This is a genomic window from Sulfurospirillum sp. HTRB-L1 (assembly GCF_059415125.1).
This window is the reverse complement of record NZ_JCAHZR010000003.1, coordinates 117,337-133,586: the sequence shown is the minus strand read 5'-3', so window position 1 is coordinate 133,586 and position 16,250 is coordinate 117,337. Positions and strand designations below refer to the sequence as shown.

The 16,250-nt window shown below is 48.6% G+C and carries 19 protein-coding genes; 18 read left to right on the top strand and 1 reads right to left on the bottom strand.

Features of this window, described 5'->3' with window-relative positions:
• Positions 1-31: 31 nt before the first annotated feature.
• The 14 genes from AC5SLM_RS06285 to AC5SLM_RS06220 all read left to right on the top strand — a co-directional run bounded on the left by AC5SLM_RS06285 (position 32) and on the right by AC5SLM_RS06220 (position 11,989).
• Complete coding sequence (locus tag AC5SLM_RS06285; RefSeq protein ID WP_495250084.1) at positions 32-700, top strand: AzlC family ABC transporter permease; 669 nt, start codon at positions 32-34, stop codon at positions 698-700.
• A complete protein-coding gene (locus AC5SLM_RS06280; RefSeq protein ID WP_495250083.1) occupies positions 693-1,016 on the top strand; it encodes a branched-chain amino acid transporter permease in 324 nt (107 codons plus the stop codon). The genes AC5SLM_RS06285 and AC5SLM_RS06280 overlap by 8 nt, the downstream gene beginning before the upstream one ends.
• A gap of 23 nt (positions 1,017-1,039) precedes the next feature.
• The gene (locus AC5SLM_RS06275) at positions 1,040-1,657 is read left to right on the top strand and encodes a LysE family translocator (protein ID WP_495250082.1); all 618 of its coding nucleotides are present in this window, start codon (positions 1,040-1,042) and stop codon (positions 1,655-1,657) included.
• A gap of 173 nt (positions 1,658-1,830) precedes the next feature.
• Complete coding sequence (locus tag AC5SLM_RS06270; protein ID WP_495250081.1) at positions 1,831-2,343, top strand: 3-isopropylmalate dehydratase small subunit; 513 nt, start codon at positions 1,831-1,833, stop codon at positions 2,341-2,343.
• Positions 2,340-3,410 carry a 3-isopropylmalate dehydrogenase gene (leuB, locus tag AC5SLM_RS06265; protein WP_495250080.1) on the top strand — a complete coding sequence of 357 codons (1,071 nt, stop codon included), beginning with the start codon at positions 2,340-2,342 and terminating at the stop codon, positions 3,408-3,410. Before AC5SLM_RS06270 ends, leuB begins: the two co-directional genes overlap by 4 nt.
• Positions 3,407-3,655: a tetratricopeptide repeat protein gene (locus tag AC5SLM_RS06260; RefSeq protein ID WP_495250079.1), complete on the top strand. Its 249-nt coding sequence runs from the start codon at positions 3,407-3,409 to the stop codon at positions 3,653-3,655. Before leuB ends, AC5SLM_RS06260 begins: the two co-directional genes overlap by 4 nt.
• Positions 3,646-3,981, top strand: a complete 336-nt coding sequence (locus tag AC5SLM_RS06255; RefSeq protein WP_495250078.1) for a CiaD-like domain-containing protein — start codon at positions 3,646-3,648, stop codon at positions 3,979-3,981. Before AC5SLM_RS06260 ends, AC5SLM_RS06255 begins: the two co-directional genes overlap by 10 nt.
• Positions 3,978-5,102, top strand: a complete 1,125-nt coding sequence (locus AC5SLM_RS06250) for a tRNA nucleotidyltransferase/poly(A) polymerase-related protein (protein WP_495250077.1) — start codon at positions 3,978-3,980, stop codon at positions 5,100-5,102. Before AC5SLM_RS06255 ends, AC5SLM_RS06250 begins: the two co-directional genes overlap by 4 nt.
• Positions 5,103-5,231: 129 nt before the next feature.
• Entirely contained in the window at positions 5,232-6,023 is a 792-nt protein-coding gene (locus tag AC5SLM_RS06245; protein WP_495250076.1) for a substrate-binding periplasmic protein, read from the top strand.
• Entirely contained in the window at positions 6,020-8,248 is a 2,229-nt protein-coding gene (locus tag AC5SLM_RS06240) for a diguanylate cyclase domain-containing protein (protein ID WP_495250075.1), read from the top strand. Before AC5SLM_RS06245 ends, AC5SLM_RS06240 begins: the two co-directional genes overlap by 4 nt.
• Before the next feature lie 190 nt (positions 8,249-8,438).
• Positions 8,439-8,942 (top strand): diaminobutyrate acetyltransferase, encoded by a 504-nt coding sequence (gene ectA, locus AC5SLM_RS06235; protein WP_495250074.1) that lies wholly within the window; start codon positions 8,439-8,441, stop codon positions 8,940-8,942.
• Positions 8,939-10,216, top strand: a complete 1,278-nt coding sequence (gene ectB / locus AC5SLM_RS06230) for a diaminobutyrate--2-oxoglutarate transaminase (RefSeq protein ID WP_495250073.1) — start codon at positions 8,939-8,941, stop codon at positions 10,214-10,216. Before ectA ends, ectB begins: the two co-directional genes overlap by 4 nt.
• 9 nt (positions 10,217-10,225) lie before the next feature.
• A complete protein-coding gene (locus AC5SLM_RS06225; RefSeq protein WP_495250072.1) occupies positions 10,226-10,624 on the top strand; it encodes an ectoine synthase in 399 nt (132 codons plus the stop codon).
• Positions 10,625-10,633: 9 nt separating this feature from the next.
• A complete protein-coding gene (locus AC5SLM_RS06220; RefSeq protein WP_495250071.1) occupies positions 10,634-11,989 on the top strand; it encodes an aspartate kinase in 1,356 nt (451 codons plus the stop codon).
• 43 nt (positions 11,990-12,032) lie between these two features.
• On the opposite strand, the gene AC5SLM_RS06215 is transcribed toward AC5SLM_RS06220, so the two are convergent.
• The gene (locus AC5SLM_RS06215; RefSeq protein WP_205459343.1) at positions 12,033-12,251 is read right to left on the bottom strand and encodes a cold-shock protein; all 219 of its coding nucleotides are present in this window, start codon (positions 12,249-12,251) and stop codon (positions 12,033-12,035) included.
• 234 nt (positions 12,252-12,485) lie between these two features.
• Between AC5SLM_RS06215 and AC5SLM_RS06210 the strand changes: the two genes are divergently transcribed.
• From AC5SLM_RS06210 to AC5SLM_RS06195, 4 genes are all read left to right on the top strand, one after another.
• Positions 12,486-12,686 (top strand): hypothetical protein, encoded by a 201-nt coding sequence (locus AC5SLM_RS06210; RefSeq protein ID WP_495250070.1) that lies wholly within the window; start codon positions 12,486-12,488, stop codon positions 12,684-12,686.
• A 117-nt stretch (positions 12,687-12,803) separates the two neighbouring features.
• Complete coding sequence (locus AC5SLM_RS06205) at positions 12,804-14,129, top strand: alanine/glycine:cation symporter family protein (RefSeq protein WP_495250069.1); 1,326 nt, start codon at positions 12,804-12,806, stop codon at positions 14,127-14,129.
• Between the two features lie 21 nt (positions 14,130-14,150).
• Complete coding sequence (locus AC5SLM_RS06200) at positions 14,151-15,269, top strand: metallophosphoesterase (protein WP_495250068.1); 1,119 nt, start codon at positions 14,151-14,153, stop codon at positions 15,267-15,269.
• 1 nt (position 15,270) lies between these two features.
• On the top strand, positions 15,271-16,086 hold the full coding sequence (locus AC5SLM_RS06195) for a phosphatidylserine decarboxylase (RefSeq protein ID WP_495250067.1): 816 nt from the start codon (positions 15,271-15,273) through the stop codon (positions 16,084-16,086).
• The last annotated feature ends 164 nt before the right edge of the window (positions 16,087-16,250 follow it).

Below are 16,250 nucleotides of genomic sequence, written 5' to 3'. Positions count from 1 at the left end.
AAAGGTAAAATGTACTAGGCAAGGGGGTTGCGTGCGGTTTGGCAGTGTTGTAAAGCTGACGGTTCCTGTGATGATGGGGTATATTCCTTTAGGGATGGCCTTTGGGTTGCTGGCCTCGTCGATGCTGATTCCTTGGTATTATGCCTTTGCTATGAGCATGTTTATTTACGCGGGTTCAGGGCAATTTTTGGCCTTGACGCTCTTTGCGGCCCATGCGACGCTCTTGGAGATTGGCGTGGCAACCTTTTTACTCAACTTACGCCATTTTTTTTACGGACTTTCCATGATTAGTACCTTTGAGGGGATGGGCAAGGGGAAACATTACCTTATCTACGGCCTCACCGATGAAACCTTTGCCTTGCTAAAAACTGCCTCCATGTCTCCACAAAACCGCGAAAAAACCTACCTGTACATTACCGCGCTGAACCAATGTTATTGGGTGCTTGGAACGGTGATTGGGGCGGTGTTGGGGAATGTGGTGCCCTTTAATTACACGGGCATTGAGTTTTCGCTGACGGCCTTGTTTGTGGTGCTCTCCATTGAACTCTACCGCAAACAGCCTAGCCCTAAACCACTCATCGTAGCACTGCTTATCGGGATGGCGGGCATGGTGATTTTACCCAGTGCCAAGATGCTTATTTTCTCCCTCGCACTGGCTGCGGCCTTGCTTATTGGGCTAAGGGGGTGGATCGATGAGTGAGATGTACTTGATACAAGGCATTGCCCTTGCCGCCCTTGCCACCTACGCAACGCGACTTTTGCCTTTTTTGTTTTTTGCCAAGCGCGAACCTGGCCCCTTGGTGCGGTTGATTGAAAAGCACATGCCGTTGATGATTATGGTGATTTTGGTGTTTTATGCGATTCGCGATGTTCCCTTTGGGCAGTACCCCTATGGTGGGCCAGAATTGCTTGGGATTGTGATAGCCGGGGGGATGCATTTGGTGTTTAAAAATGCCCTAATGAGCATTGTGGTGGCGACGGTGACGTACATGGTGCTCATTCAGGTGGTGTTGTAGCTTTACATGTAAGAAGGTCAAGGATGAATAGTGCGACGTTAATGATTTTTATTCCCACGTTTATTGCCGTTTCGGTGACGCCAGGCATGTGCATGACGCTAGCCATGACCCTTGGGATGAGCGTGGGGTTGAAACGCACCTTGTGGATGATGGCAGGGGAACTTGTGGGTGTGGCCTTTGTGTCTGTCTGTTCGGCGGTAGGCGTGGCGGTAGTGATGGTGCGTTATCCGGAGTTTTTCACCGTGTTTAAATGGGTTGGGGGCGTGTACCTTTTTTACCTTGGGGTGCAATTGTGGCGTTCGCGGGGAAAAATGTCCTTAGGTGCCCACAAGGGCGCGGCGCGTATTCCTTCTGTGGCGCTCATGACCCAAGGGTTTGTGACCGCTGTTGCGAACCCCAAAGGATGGGCATTTTTCATCGCCTTGTTACCTCCTTTTATCGCGTATGAGCGTCCGTTGTTTGGGCAATTGGTTGTGCTTGTGGGGATGATTTTGGTCATCGAGTTTTGTTCGATGTTGCTCTACGCGCTGGGGGGAAGCTCCTTGCGCGCGCTGTTGCAACAAGAGGCCCACGTGAAACTTCTCAACCGCATTGCGGGGGTGTTGATGATGGGCGTGGGCGTGTGGTTGGCCCTAGAGTGATTGTTGGCCTCAAGGCGCAAAGTAAGAGACCAAGAGGGCAAATCAGGGATTGAGGGATTTAATCTTTCTTATACTACTTTTTTGTTAAAATGTTCCCTATTTCTTCTTTGAAGTTCTTGCGAAACGCTAGGATACGTGTTTGACAAGAACTCTATTTACATGTAAGGATTCTCATGAGTACAATTTCTGGAAACGTTTGGTGTTTTGGTGACAATATTGATACGGATTTAATTATCGCAGCAAGGTACCTTAATACGTCTGACCCCAAAGCCTTAGCGCAGCATGTGATGGAAGATGCGGATCCTGAATTTCTCTCTAAGCTTCAAGCTGGAGATGTGATTGTTGCGGGAGAAAATTTTGGGTGTGGAAGCAGCCGCGAACACGCCCCCATCGCTTTAAAAGCTGCGGGTGTTGCCGCCATTGTGGCCAAAAGTTTTGCGCGTATTTTTTACCGCAATGCCTTTAATACGGGCTTGCCCATCTTTGAACTGGGCAACACCGAAGCCTTTAGCGAGGGCGACAAGATTCGCATCACGCCCGCACAAGGAAGCATTATTAATGACACCACGGGCAAAAGTTACCAATTCTCCCCCATCCCTCCCTTTATGCAAGAACTCATTCAAGCGGGCGGGTTGATGGAGTACGCTAAGGTGGAGCTTGCCGCTTCAAAAGGAGACCGCACGTGAAACAGTATAAGATTGCTATTATTAAAGGGGACGGGATTGGCCCAGAGATTATCGATGAAGCCATTAAAGTCCTAGACGCGGTCTCTTCTCACGAGGATTTTGAGCTAAGTTATAGTGATTTTCTCATGGGTGGTGCGGCCATTGATGTTTTTGGCGAGCCCCTTCCTGGGGAGACCGTGCAAGGATGCCTGAAAGCAGACGCGATTTTATTTGGCGCCATTGGCGGTGAAAAATGGGACATGCTTCCGCGGGAAAAACGCCCTGAAACTGGCCTTTTGAACCTGCGCAAAGCCTTGGGTGTGTTTGCAAACTTGCGTCCTGTGGCTGTGTATGATGAACTGGTTAATGCCAGTACCTTAAAACCTGAGGTGCTTAAGGGTGTGGACATGATGGTCGTGCGCGAGCTTACGGGCGGGATTTACTTTGGCCAACCGCGCGCTAAAGAGGCCGACCGCGCGTACAACACCATGGTCTACACCAAGGAAGAGATTGTGCGCATCGCCAAAGTGGCCTTTGAGAGTGCAATGAAACGCCGCAAGCAGGTTTGTTCGGTGGATAAGGCCAATGTGTTGGAGGTGAGCCAATTGTGGCGCGAGACTGTCGAGGAAGTGGCTAAAGAGTACCCAGAGGTCTCCCTTTCTCACATGTATGTGGACAATGCGGCCATGCAGATGATTCGCAATCCTAAGCAGTTTGACGTGATTTTAACCGGCAATATCTTTGGGGATATTTTGAGTGATGAAGCCAGTATGATAAGCGGCTCCATCGGCCTTTTGCCCTCCGCTTCCGTGGGCGGACAGGTGGGGTTGTTTGAGCCCATTCATGGTTCAGCGCCTGATATTACAGGCCAAGGCATCGCCAACCCAATCGCGACGATTTTATCCGCGGCAATGATGCTGCGCTTTGCCCTTGGCGAAGAGAGTGCGGCTAGTCGCATTGAAAAAGCAGTCCAACACGTGCTTAAAGAAGGGTACCGTACCAAAGATCTCTCGGCGTATGAGGCTAAAGAGGTGTGTTCAACCAGTGAAATCGGCTCTATCATCGCGAGCTACGTCTCAAAAGTATGAATACCCTTACCCTTGCTTCCGTGTATGAACTCCAAGGCCTCAAAGAAGAGGCGTTGGAGATTTATAAAAAAATCTTAAAAAAAGAGCCTCAAAACAAGGAAGCAAAGGTTGCTATTCGACGCTTATGTGGGATTCGCAAAAAATACCTCGGGGTGAACGAAGAGATGAAAACCTTTTTTATCAACATGGACAGTGAGGTGGAATTTATGGAATTTGAAAGGTGGCTAGCAAAACTATGGAACTAAAAGACATGATTCTCTCAACCCTAGCAGAGCTAGACAAAGAAGTGGACTCTCCTAAAATAGCCCCACTTGCCCCACCCGCTGCCAAGCCCACCCCACCTCCTGCGGAACCTTTGGCAGAGCCCAAAAAAGAAGAGCCTCCTGTGATGGACGATACACGTTTTTTGAAAAATGTCAGAGAGCGCATCTTGGTTTTGTTTGAAGGGTTTCAATCTCCCAACAATAAAAACATCGAAGCCAAGGTGGATTTGACGTTAAATTTTTTAGAGTACCTTCTTGCTTCCATCGAAGAACGGCTTGAAAAAGCGGAGAAACATTCGGGCAAATGAGCCTTTTAACGGGGCTTCCCCCCGCACTTTTAGCCCACCTAGCCACCCTTAAACACCACCTCTTGCCCCACACGTCCCGCGCTTATATCGTCGGTGGCACGGTGCGGGACATGTTGCTTGGAAACCCTATTCAAGACCTTGACATCGAAGTGTACGACATGACGCCCCACGCTTTTGATGGGCTCATGCAATCCTTGGGCGCTAAGGGTGTTGGAAAATCTTTTTTTGTGTACAAATACAAAGACATCGACCTCTCCCTGCCCCGCAAGGAGCAAAAAATAGACAAAGGACACCAAGGCTTTAGCGTGGAAGTGTGCCAAGAAGAGCGTTTAGCAAGCCTGCGCCGTGATTTTACGATGAATGCGCTCATGGTGCACCTTTTTACTGAAGAGGTGGTTGATTTTTGGGGAGGAAGGGCCGACATGCACGCGCGCGTGATTCGCCTGATGGACCCAGTGCGTTTTGCGCAAGACCCGTTGCGGGTGTTGCGCGGGGTGCAGTTTGCGGCGCGTTTTGGGTTTCACATCACCCCTCAAACCTTAGCGGTCATGCAAACCCTAGACGTCTTAGAACTTAGCCAAACCCGCATTACGTGGGAGCTTGAAAAGCTTTTTATAGCCCCGTTTACCTCCTACGGCGTGCTTTACATGTACCGCCTTGGGTTTTTTGAAACCTTGTTTCACACCACCCCTTCGTGCCGCGCCCTTGTGGCCTTTGCCCGTGCCCTAAGAGACCATGCACCCCATTGCCCCACGCCCCTTAAGCCGTACTTGTGGCTTTTTTTTGCCTGCCATTGGCTCAACCTAGAACCCGCCCCTCTTCTTAAGCGCCTTGCCCTTCCCCTGCATTACCACCGTGCCCTGGTGGGGGTTCCTTTTGGCCATGAAAACATGAGTGACTATGAGCTAATTGAAGTAGCGTTTGAGCGCCCGTTAAACACGTGGGTGGGCGTATGCCGTCCTGGGTACGTGGCGCGCGCCAAGGCTCTTGGAGTGTACGAACGGGTGTTTGATGGCGGGGTGAGCGCACGAGAATTGCTAGCGGAAGGATTTTTAGGTAAAGCCCTTGGCGAAGAAAAACGCAAACGCATTCAAGAATGCGCCAAAAGCCTTTACATGTAAAGGCTTTTGATGTGCCACAATTGTATTATTTTTTAATACACCCCTTATTTGCCGTGCGGTATACTTTAGCATTTTACCTCGAATTGTACGCCATTGGTGCGCTAAGACGCACGGCGGAAAGGTTGCGTCATGGTTCGCTTGATACTCTTTTTGTGGTGTATGAGCGGTATGGTTTATGTGGCGATGAGCGACGTGCTAGAAGAGATTCATGCGCGCCAACAGATGCGTGTTTGCATTTGGCCAGAGTACTATGGCATCTCTTATCTTGACCCACGCACCCAAACCTTGCAAGGGATTGATGTGGATTTGGCAAAGGCCTTTGGGGAGGATTTGGGAGTGGAAACCACCTTTATCCCTAGCTCCTTTGCAACCTTGATTGAAGATGTGCGTTCCAAGCGGTGTGATATTGCCATGTTTGCCATTGGACATACCCGTGAACGCAAAGCCCACTTGCTCCTCACCTCTCCCCATCTTGTGAGCGATATGTATGCCATTGTGACGAAGAGCAATCGCCGTATTCGCACTTGGGAGGACATCGACCAAGAGGGGGTAGTTGTCGTTGTGGCAAAAGGAACGTACCATGTGGAAGTGATGCAAGAGCGGCTTCGTAAGGCAAAGGTACTCATCGTCAATTCCCTCCACGCAAGAGAACAAGAAGTGGAAGCGGGCAGGGCGGACGTGCTCATGACAGACTTTCCTTTTGGAAAACGGATGGTTGCACAACGCGAATGGGCAAGGCTTATCATTCCGCCAGAACCCTTTTACCTTACCCCTTACGGATGGGCCGTGGGAAAAGAGGAGGTACGGTTGTGGCAACGCGCTGAGGAATTTATCCAACGCATCCAAGCGGACGGAACCCTCGAGGCGGCCGCCAAACGCCACCAACTTGACCCGATTGTTGTTCGCAAGCCTCTTCCATGAAAGCTTCACTAACGCGCAAAAGCACCGCGTGGTTCTTAGTAGTAATGCTAAGCACCCTGGTATTGGTTGTTTTTTTGATTGCAGTAGCGCTGTCGAGTTTGCGCCAAGAGGCTATCCAAACCCATCGGCATATTGCTTCGTTGCATGCCAATGCGCTAGAGGAGCACTTTTCTCAGATTTTACAACAAGTGAACCATACGATTGACCGCCTGCCTTTTTTAAGTGCGACCGCCCTTGAGCACACAAAACTTACCCCGCTTTTAGAGCAACTGCTTTCCAATGCACCCTACTTGCGTTCGTTATCTTTGCTGGCCCTTGATGGACGCGTGATTGCAAGCTCTCATGTGCCCAATGTTGGCACCATTGTTCCTTTGCAAGATTTTTTACCCATTCCTTTTGGAGAGTCGCCGGTATTGCGCCTTGGTGCGCCTTGGAGCGGACGGGATTTGCACGAGGGGAGGCCTAGCACTTCTGTTATGCCTGTGCCTGTTGGAGGCATTAGTTTTCTTCCTGTGCTCAAAAAAGTCTCCTTTGGCGATGCGCCCTATTTGGTAGTGGCTACCCTCAATACCGACTACCTTGCAAATCGCTATGATCGGGCTTTGCCTGTGGAGGAGGGAGTCATCTCTTTGTGGCGCATGGATGGCATCCTTTTGTTTTCGACCCATCCCGACAGCCCCCTTGGCACCTCGCACTACACGCCCACACACCCTAAGGATGCAGAAACCATCTATGACCATTTTCTCCGCAACAAACACATGCCCTTGGATGTGACACGTTTGGCAACGTTGATGCCCTTTGTGGTGGAAGTGAACATGAATGAATCCACAGTGTTGGGCTATTGGGACAAAGAGCGCAGTAAGGTGCTGTGGGTGAGTGTGATGCTTGTTAGCCTTTCGGGCTTGCTTGCGCTGGTGTTAGTGTTGCGGTACTACCGTGAAAGCGAACGTCAACGCCACCAATTGGCCTATGAAAAACAGTTTCGCATTGCCATGGAGGCGACACAAACGGGAGTGTGGACGTGGGATTATGTGCGCAATACCATCACGTGGGACCCTCAGTGTTATGCCTTGTTGGGCTACGAACCCGATGCGTTTACCCCTAGCCTTGACACTATTAAAGCGCTCACCCATCCGGAAGAATCAACTGCAATGTTTGTATCCATCCAAGAACAAATCATTGCCCATCAGAGTTTTTTGGTGGAGCGGCGGATGCGCAGTGCTGGGGGAGAATGGGTGTGGGTTCAGGTAAGGGGAAAAGTTATTGAATTTACCCCGCAAGGCGCGCCACATTTGCTTACGGGGGTGTATATCAATATCGATGCGCAGAAAAAAGCGGAAGAGTTGCATTTGTTGGCCGTGGCTTTTGAAACCCAAGAGGCGATTTTGATTGCCGATGCGAATGAGGTGATTGTGAAGGTAAACGAAGCGTTTACACGCATCACGGGCTATTCTGAAGAGGAGGTGCTTGGTCGAACGCCTCGTATGTTTAAATCCCAACAACACGATGCCGCCTTTTACGCACAGCTGTGGAAAGGCCTGCATGAGGAGGGATTTTGGCAAGGGGAGATGTGGAATAAGCGCAAAAATGGAGAGATTTACGCAGAGCATTTGACCATCACTGCCATTCGCAATGAAGCGGGAGAGATAAAGCACTACTTGGCAAATTTCAATGACATCACCACCCACAAGGTGGCGCAAAAAAAGATTCAAGACTTGGCATACCGCGACCCATTAACCCACCTTGCCAATCGCACGGTGCTAGATGATGCCTTGCATGCGGCCCTTGCACGTCAGGGGCAGTATGGGGCTATTATGTTTCTTGATTTGGATTATTTTAAAGAACTCAACGACACGTACGGGCACGATGCGGGAGACATGCTCTTAATCCAAGTGGCCAACAGGCTACAAGACGCAACGCGCCAATGTGACACGGTGGCGCGATTGGGGGGTGATGAGTTTGTTGTGTTGCTTGAAAATTTGAGTGAAGAGCGAATACACGCGATGTTTCAAGTGCGTGCTATTGCGCAAAAACTCCTTGCCAGACTTTGTGAGCCCTATGCCCTAGCGCATGGGAATTACGTCATTGGCGCTAGTATTGGGTTTGCTCTTTTTGGTGACAATGAAGAAGCGCAAGAGGTGCTAAAAGAGGCTGATATGGCCATGTATCAAGCTAAAGAGCGGGGCCGTAAGCAAATTTTTTCTTACGAAAAGGAGAGTTTATAGATGCTTTACATGTAAAGGATTTCGTTACATGTAAGAGATAAATTTACATAAAACGTGTAAATAACTAACATATTTTATGACATTAATTTACATTAAAGATTTCTTCAGTATACTTAAAGCATGGTTTTTTTAACCAAACTATGCGCAAAAGTGCGCCCCAAAATCCCCGCAACCCTTACCAAGGAGACCAGTGCAAGAAGAACACACCTTAGAATTTCGCAATCCCACGCTCAGTGACAGCCCTCAGCTTTTTTCCCTTGTAGCGCGCTCTAAACCCCTTGATGTGAACTCTCGGTATGTGTACATGTTGGTTGCTAGCCATTTTCAAGCAACCAGTATCGTCGCAACACAAGGCGAAAACATCGTAGGACTCGTGAGTGCTTACATGCTCCCCCAAAGCCCACAAACACTCTTTGTTTGGCAAGTGGCGGTAGATGAGCGTATGCGAGGACGCGGCTTAGCGGTGCAAATGCTAGAAAATTTGCTAACACGACTACCAACGGTTCGCCAGATACACACAACGATTACCCCTTCCAATGTTCCCTCACGCCGCCTTTTTGAAAAAATCGCCGCCAAACTTGATGCGCCAATACGCAGCGAGCGTGGCTTTGAATGCACGCTTTTTGGCGAGGATGCTCACGAGGAAGAATTGTTGTATGTCATCGGACCATTACATGTAAAGGAAAAACTATGAGAGTATTTGAAAATTATGAGTCAGAAGTACGCGGGTATATCCGTTCGTTCCCTACCATCTTTAAAAGCGCCAAAGGTGCTATTTTGACCGACGAAAGCGGCGACACCTTTATCGACTTTTTTGCAGGGGCTGGAACCCTAAACTACGGACACAACAACGAACACATCTCTAAAGCACTCATTGAGTATTTGCAAGAAGATGGGATTGTACACGGACTTGACATGGCCACCAGTGCCAAAAAAGCGTTTATCCAAACTTTTCAAGATTTGATTTTAAAACCAAGAAGTTTAGACTATGTGATGCAATTTACGGGCCCAACGGGTACCAACGCGGTTGAAACAGCGCTCAAACTTGCCCGCTTGGTCAAAAAACGCAGTAATGTCGTTGCTTTCACTAACGGCTACCACGGCCTCTCCCAAGGTGCCCTAGCAGTTACTGGAAACAATGAATACCGCGATGAGAGTTACATTAGCCGTACCAATGCCGCCTTTATGCCCTTTGATGGCTACTTGGGCGACATGAACACCCTAGAGATTTTCCGCAAATATTTAAGCGATGGCAGTAGCGGACTTGACACGCCAGCAGCAGTGATTTTAGAAACCGTGCAAGGAGAAGGCGGCATCAATGTCGCGTCGAAAGCGTGGCTTCAAGAGCTTGAGAGTATTTGCCATGAATACGACATTTTGCTCATCGTGGATGACATCCAAGTGGGAAATGGACGCACGGGAGAGTTTTTTAGCTTTGAATTTGCAGGCATTAAGCCAGATATCATTACACTTTCCAAATCCATCGGCGGTGGGCTTCCCATGGCGATGGTGCTTTTTAAACCCGAACTTGACCAGTGGAAACCTGGCGAACACACGGGCACCTTTCGGGGCAATAACTTGGCCTTTGTAGCGTCGCGCGTGGCGATGGAACAGTATTGGAACAGCGATGATTTGTCCAATGCTGTGAAGTACAAAGAGGAGATTTTAAAGAAACGCCTTGAGGCTATTGCGCAAAAGTACCCTGAGTACACCTTTGCCATCCGTGGCCGTGGGCTTGTGTATGGGTTTGAGATTAAAAACGACCCGACCATCGCAGGGGAGATTTCAGCCAAGGCCTTTGAGCACAAGTTGATTATCGAGACAGCGGGTTCAAACAACCAAGTGGTAAAATTTTTGCCGCCCTTGCTCATCGACGAAGCCACGCTTTTAGAAGGGCTAGACCGCCTTGAAGCGGCGATTGATGAAGTGTTTGCACAAAAAAAAGAACGACTAAGTACCGAATATTAAAGGAAAACCATGTTAGTACGCGACATTAAAACGATTATAGGCACCGACAAAGAAGTGCACGCCAAGGAAGGGCAGTGGAGCAGCAGGCGCATGTTGCTTAAAAAAGACGGAATGGGATTTTCCTTTCACGAGACCATCATTCGCAAAAATACCAAAACCCACATCCACTACAAAAACCACCTTGAAGCGGTGTATTGTGTGGGCGGCAATGGGGAGATTGAAGATTTGGCTACAGGAGTGCGGCATAAAATCTATGATGGCATCATGTATGCCCTCAATGCCCATGATGAGCACAACCTCTACGGCGGCACGGAAGACATGCGGCTTATTTGCGTGTTTAACCCGCCTATTGTTGGCACAGAAAATCACGACGGAGACGGGGTTTACCCGCTCTTGGATGATGCATAAAGGAAAGGTTTGAAACGAACGATCGTCAGTAAATTTGGAGGAAGTTCTGTTGAAAACGCGGGGCAGATAGAAAAGGTTAAAAATATCATCGGTGATAGCAAGAACAGAAAATTTGTGGTGGTCTCTGCCCCTGGCAGGGATGAGACCCATCGCCAAAAGATTACCGATCACTTGCTTAATGTGGCCACTTCGGGGGAGCATTTAACCAAGCATGTAAGCGTAGCCCAAAGCAAAAAGGCCATTGTCGAAAAATTTACCTCTTTGCTCAAAGGTTTGGGGCTTGAGGATGAGGCTTTGCTTGCACGTTTGGAAGAAGATTTCAAAACGCCCCTCAAAGGCGAGGCCAAAAGCGCTTTTTTGGCTTCACGTGGCGAACACTACAACGCAAAAATCATCGCGGCGTATTTGAATAAATCTGGCATCGCCGCGAGGGTATGCCTTCCTGAAGAGATAGGGTTTGTGGTGAGTGATGCGCTGATGTGTGCCAAAGTCTTGCCTGAGACCTATGAGAATGTGGCAGCATTAAAAGGAAACGAAGAAGTATGTGTGATTCCTGGGTTTTATGGGGTCACAAAAGCAGGAGAGATTGCGGTGCTTTCTCGCGGAGGTTCGGATTTAACAGGGGGTGAAGTGGCCTATGCTGTGGGAGCGAGCTTGTACGAAAACTGGAGCGATGTGGATGGGGTGTACGAAGTAGATCCCCGCATCGTCAAAACGAGTGATGTGATTCCCCGCCTTACCTTTAAAGAGATTCGCCTGCTTGCCTCAAAAGGGTTTAATGTTTTTCATTTTGACGCCATGAATAATTGTAAAAAAAGCAATATTCCCATCACGATTCGCAACACCAACCGCCCTTCTTCTGTGGGGACGATGATTTTAAACGAACGGGTACCTGAAGAAGATGTGGTAGGGATTGCAAAACTTGACCACATGGCGTATATTTATTTGGAAAAAGAAGGGCTTGGCGAAACCATCGGGTTTACCGAGTGTTTGCTGAGCATTTTTAACCAATACGGCATTAAAACGTACCATTATCCTACAGACAAAGATGACATTGCGGTGTTGATTAAAAAGGAAGATTTAGCGGGCAATATCAACAACTTGCGTTCTAACATCGAAGCACAACTTTCTCCCAGTAGCCTTGAGGTGGTGTACGATGTTGCGATTTTAAGTTTGGTGGGGATTGGGATGAAATACAACTCCTCGGTGATTGCCGATGCGGTGTGGACGTTGAAAAACAACCATATTGACATTGAAATGCTTGACCATGGGCCTGCGAAAATTTCGTTTCATATTGGGATTGCCCAACAGCACGCGGATAGGGCGTTAGAATTGTTGTATGAAAAGTTGATTTTAAAGAAGTAAAAAGAGGGGCTCCAAAGGCGCGAGGCGCCTTTGGAGAAGGAGACTAGAGAGCGGTAACGTTCTCTGCTTGAGGACCTTTTTGTCCTTGTCCGATTTCAAATGTTACTTTTTGACCTTCGTCTAGGCTAACACGACCAAAACCAGTGTTGTTTACTTGGCGAAAGTGTACGAATACGTCTTTGCTTCCATCTTCTGGTTGGATAAATCCAAAACCTTTGTCGTTGTTAAACCATTTAACGGTTCCGTTTTGTAGAGTTGCCATGGCAATTCCTTTGGGTAAAATACACCCCATTGCTGGTGGTGGTCGAAATATATTGTGAAGTATTCTTAGGGTGAATTTACTCTGCTAACGGAAGGTCACACAGATAGATAAACCAAGATGAAACTCACACTCATCTTTCAAACGCTGTATCATATCTGAAATTTAGGGAAAGCGCAAGGGATTTGCAGGAGAAGGTGCATTTTGTTATGATAGTGTAAAACACAGGAGGAAAAGATGAAAATTGAACGCAAAGAGTACGAGAAAGAAAAAGAAGCCATCATGGAAGAAGTGGCAGAAGTGTTTCACAACCGCATGCGTATCTTTACGTGGGATGTTCCTGAAAATGATGGGCCTACGGCGGCTGGGTTTATTCTTAAAGCCATGCAAGAAGCCATTGATACCCTTAAAGCTACGGAAGAGCAAAAACGCCCTTAAGGCTTTTTGGTCACTTTTGAGGCGGCAAAAAGCGTGGGATTTGGCGCCTCAATCTAGGGTTATTTAAGTCCCTTTTTTGTACTATTGGTCGAAATTTTGACCCACAAAGGAGTGATTATGGAGACCCTTGAAGCAATCGTTTCAAGCATTTCTTCTTTTGTGTGGGGCGTTCCAATGCTTACCCTATTAGTAGGTACAGGGATTTACCTCACCATTCGACTAAAGTTTATGCAATTTTGGGCCTTGCCTCATGCGCTCAGAATGATTTTTGCCAAAGAAGAGGGGGCCAAAGGGGAGATTAGCCATTTTGCGGCGCTTATGACAGCCTTGGCAGCTACGGTGGGGATTGGTAATATTGTCGGGGTGGCAACGGCGATTACCCTCGGAGGGCCAGGTGCAGTATTTTGGATGTGGCTTACAGGGCTTGTGGGCATGGCAACGAAGTATTCTGAAGCCGTACTGGCGGTAAAATACCGCAAAGAAGGCGCCCTTGGGTTTAAAGGTGGTCCGATGTACTACTTGACCTATGGTGCGAAACTTCCTTGGCTTGGAACAGCCTTTGCGTTTTTTACGGCGTGTGCGGCTTTTGGGATTGGAAACATGACCCAATCTAACGCGGTGGCGGAAGTGTTGTATTCGCAACTGGGCGTGGCACACTGGATTTCTGGGCTCATATTACTTACATTAACTGCGTTGGTGATTTTGGGCGGGATTCGCTCCATCGGTCGGTTTACGTCCTTCTTGGTGCCCTTTATGATTGTGGTGTATGTGTTTTTTGCGTTGATTATCATTGGTTCCAATCTTGACCAAGTGGGCGGTGCCTTTGGGTTGATTTTCTACCATGCTTTTGAGCCTATCGCCGCGGGGGGTGGCTTTGCGGGAGCGACCATTGCAGCGGCTATTCGCTTTGGGATTGCGCGCGGGGTTTTCTCCAACGAATCAGGTCTTGGTTCTGCCCCCATCGCCGCAGCTGCGGCAAAAACCAACGACCCTGTCAAGCAAGCATTGGTTTCCATGACCCAAACCTTTATCGACACCTTGGTGGTGTGTACGATGACGGCACTGATTATCTTGATGTCGCCTTTTTGGCAAGAAGGGGTGAGTGCGGGACAACTGACGATGCTCAGTTTTGGCCATCACCTTGGAGACGTGGGCGTGTTGGTGGTGAGCGTGGCGACGGTGTTGTTTGCCTACTCTACCATTTTGGGGTGGAGTTATTATGGTGAAAAAGCCTTTGAATTTTTGCTAGGAGAGCGCCGTGTGCGCTTGTACCGGGTGCTGTTTATCGCCGGGGTGATGGTGGGTGCGATGATGAAATTGGAATTTGTCTGGAATTTTTCCGACATGATGAACGGCCTCATGGCGATTCCAAACTTGATCGCCTTGTTGATGTTGTCCAATGTGGTCGCGGGCGAAACAACGCGGTATTTTAAGGCCAAATAGCCTTACATGTAAAGGAAAAATGTGTTTCGACTTCTCTTTGCCCTTTTTGCTACCCTTGTCATCATCGGGATGAATGCGTACGTGTACACCCGATTTTTGAAGCGGATTGACCTGTTTGCGCCGATTCAGTCGGTGCTCAAATGGGGCATGGTAGGCGTGGTCGGGCTAGAGATGCTGTTCCTTCTTACTTTACGGCACGACACCCTAACCTCTGAAGTCTTTTTTGTGATAGCGGGGTTTATTGGGGCGTCGTTCATGCTTTTTTGTGTGGCCATCGTGTACGATTTGGTGCATTTGCCCTTGATGCGCGTGCGCTACGATGCGTCGCGTCGCATGATGCTAAAGGGCATTTTGGACGTGACCATGCTTATTTTGGCCCTTTCTTACCTGGTGCGTGGGTTCATGGGTGGTTTGTCTTCGCCCAAAATCACCGAAGTAGCCGTGCGTCTTAAGGGTTTGGAAGCCCCGCTTGAAGTGGTGCAACTGAGTGATGTGCACATTGGAAAGGTGCTAGGCAAAGCATTTTTAGAAGAGATTGTACACAGTGTTAATGCGCTGGATGCAGACATCGTGGTGATTACAGGGGATTTGGTGGACTTGGAAGTGGAAAGCATCGGCGACGCATTGGATCCTTTGTTGGACATTCACAGTAAACTAGGTGTCTATTTTGTGCCTGGAAACCACGAATATTTCCATGGTGTGGAGGCTATTTTGGCCCATTTGGAATCCTTACATGTAAAGGTGTTGGGCAATACTCACGTGCAAGTGGGCGGGATTAACCTTGCGGGCGTGTATGACTTAATGGCACAGCGCATGAACCATCCTTTAAAACCCGACATCACCGCCGCGCTTGCGGGACACAACCCTGACTTGCCCACAGTGTTACTGGCCCATCAGCCCAAATATGTCACGCACTTAAAAGGTGATGAGCCCATCGACCTTGTACTCTGCGGCCACACCCACGCGGGGCAGATTTTCCCTTTTGGGTTGTTGGTATTGCTAGACCAGCCGTATTTGTACGGATTGTATCAGCACACCCCGCGTACGCAAGTGTTTGTGAGTAGCGGGGCAGGGTTTTGGGGGCCGCCTGTGCGTGTCATGGCTCCCTCAGAAATTGTCAAATTATCATTAAGGTCCTAACATGAAACCCCACTACACCTCACTGCTTTCGCGCTGCTTTGGCCGTTTTGCTGCCACGCGTTTTCCTAAGCCCGTACAAACACTCATTAACCGTGTGTACGTGTGGGCATTTAAACTAGACATGGGCGATTTTTTACCCTCTGGTGCGTACGTTAGCTTGGCACGTCTTTTTACGCGCTCCCTAGTGCGGCCGCGCCATTTGGAGGGAGATAAGGGGTCTTACATCAGTCCGTGTGATGCTAAGGTGAGTGCTTGCGGACACATTAGCCACGGCTTGGCGTTGCAGATTAAAGGGATGGAGTATTCGGTGGGAAAACTCTTGGGCGAATACGTGCCCAAGCATAACGTGCAAGCCTTGGAAGGGGGAGAGTTTTTTAACCTCTACCTTTCTCCGCGCGACTACCACCGTTACCACGCTCCTTGCCACATGAAGGTACTTGAAGCGCACCATATTCCTGGGAAATTGTATCCGGTGAATTTTACATGGCTTCAAAAACAACCGCGGTTGTTTTGTGAAAATGAGCGGGTGGTGTTAGTGTGCGAAGATGCTCTAGGAGAACGGTTTTACATGGTGTTTGTGGGTGCTTTAAACGTGGGAAAAATGCGTTTTGAGTTTGACGAACGCATCCAAACCAACGCCAAAAATGGGGTTCACACCTTTTACATGTACGAAGCCTTGTGGCTTGAAAAAGGGGCAGAACTTGGCTTTTTTGAAATGGGTTCAACCATCGTGCTACTCTTTGAAAACCCGCGGCTTGCTTTGGGGAAATTTGAAGGCCAAAATGTGCGTTTTGGCGAGTTGCTTGCAAGCCGATAAGGCTGTTTTTGGGGACTTTAAAGGAAACGCAAAGCGTTAAGGGCGCATGGAGGATTCGGCAAAAAAGCACAGTTGTTGCAGAAAAAGTGCCCGTTAACGGTATTTTCCACTAATCTTCTGTATAATAAATTTCTTTTAGATTTCTTTTAATAGTATTGTTTTAT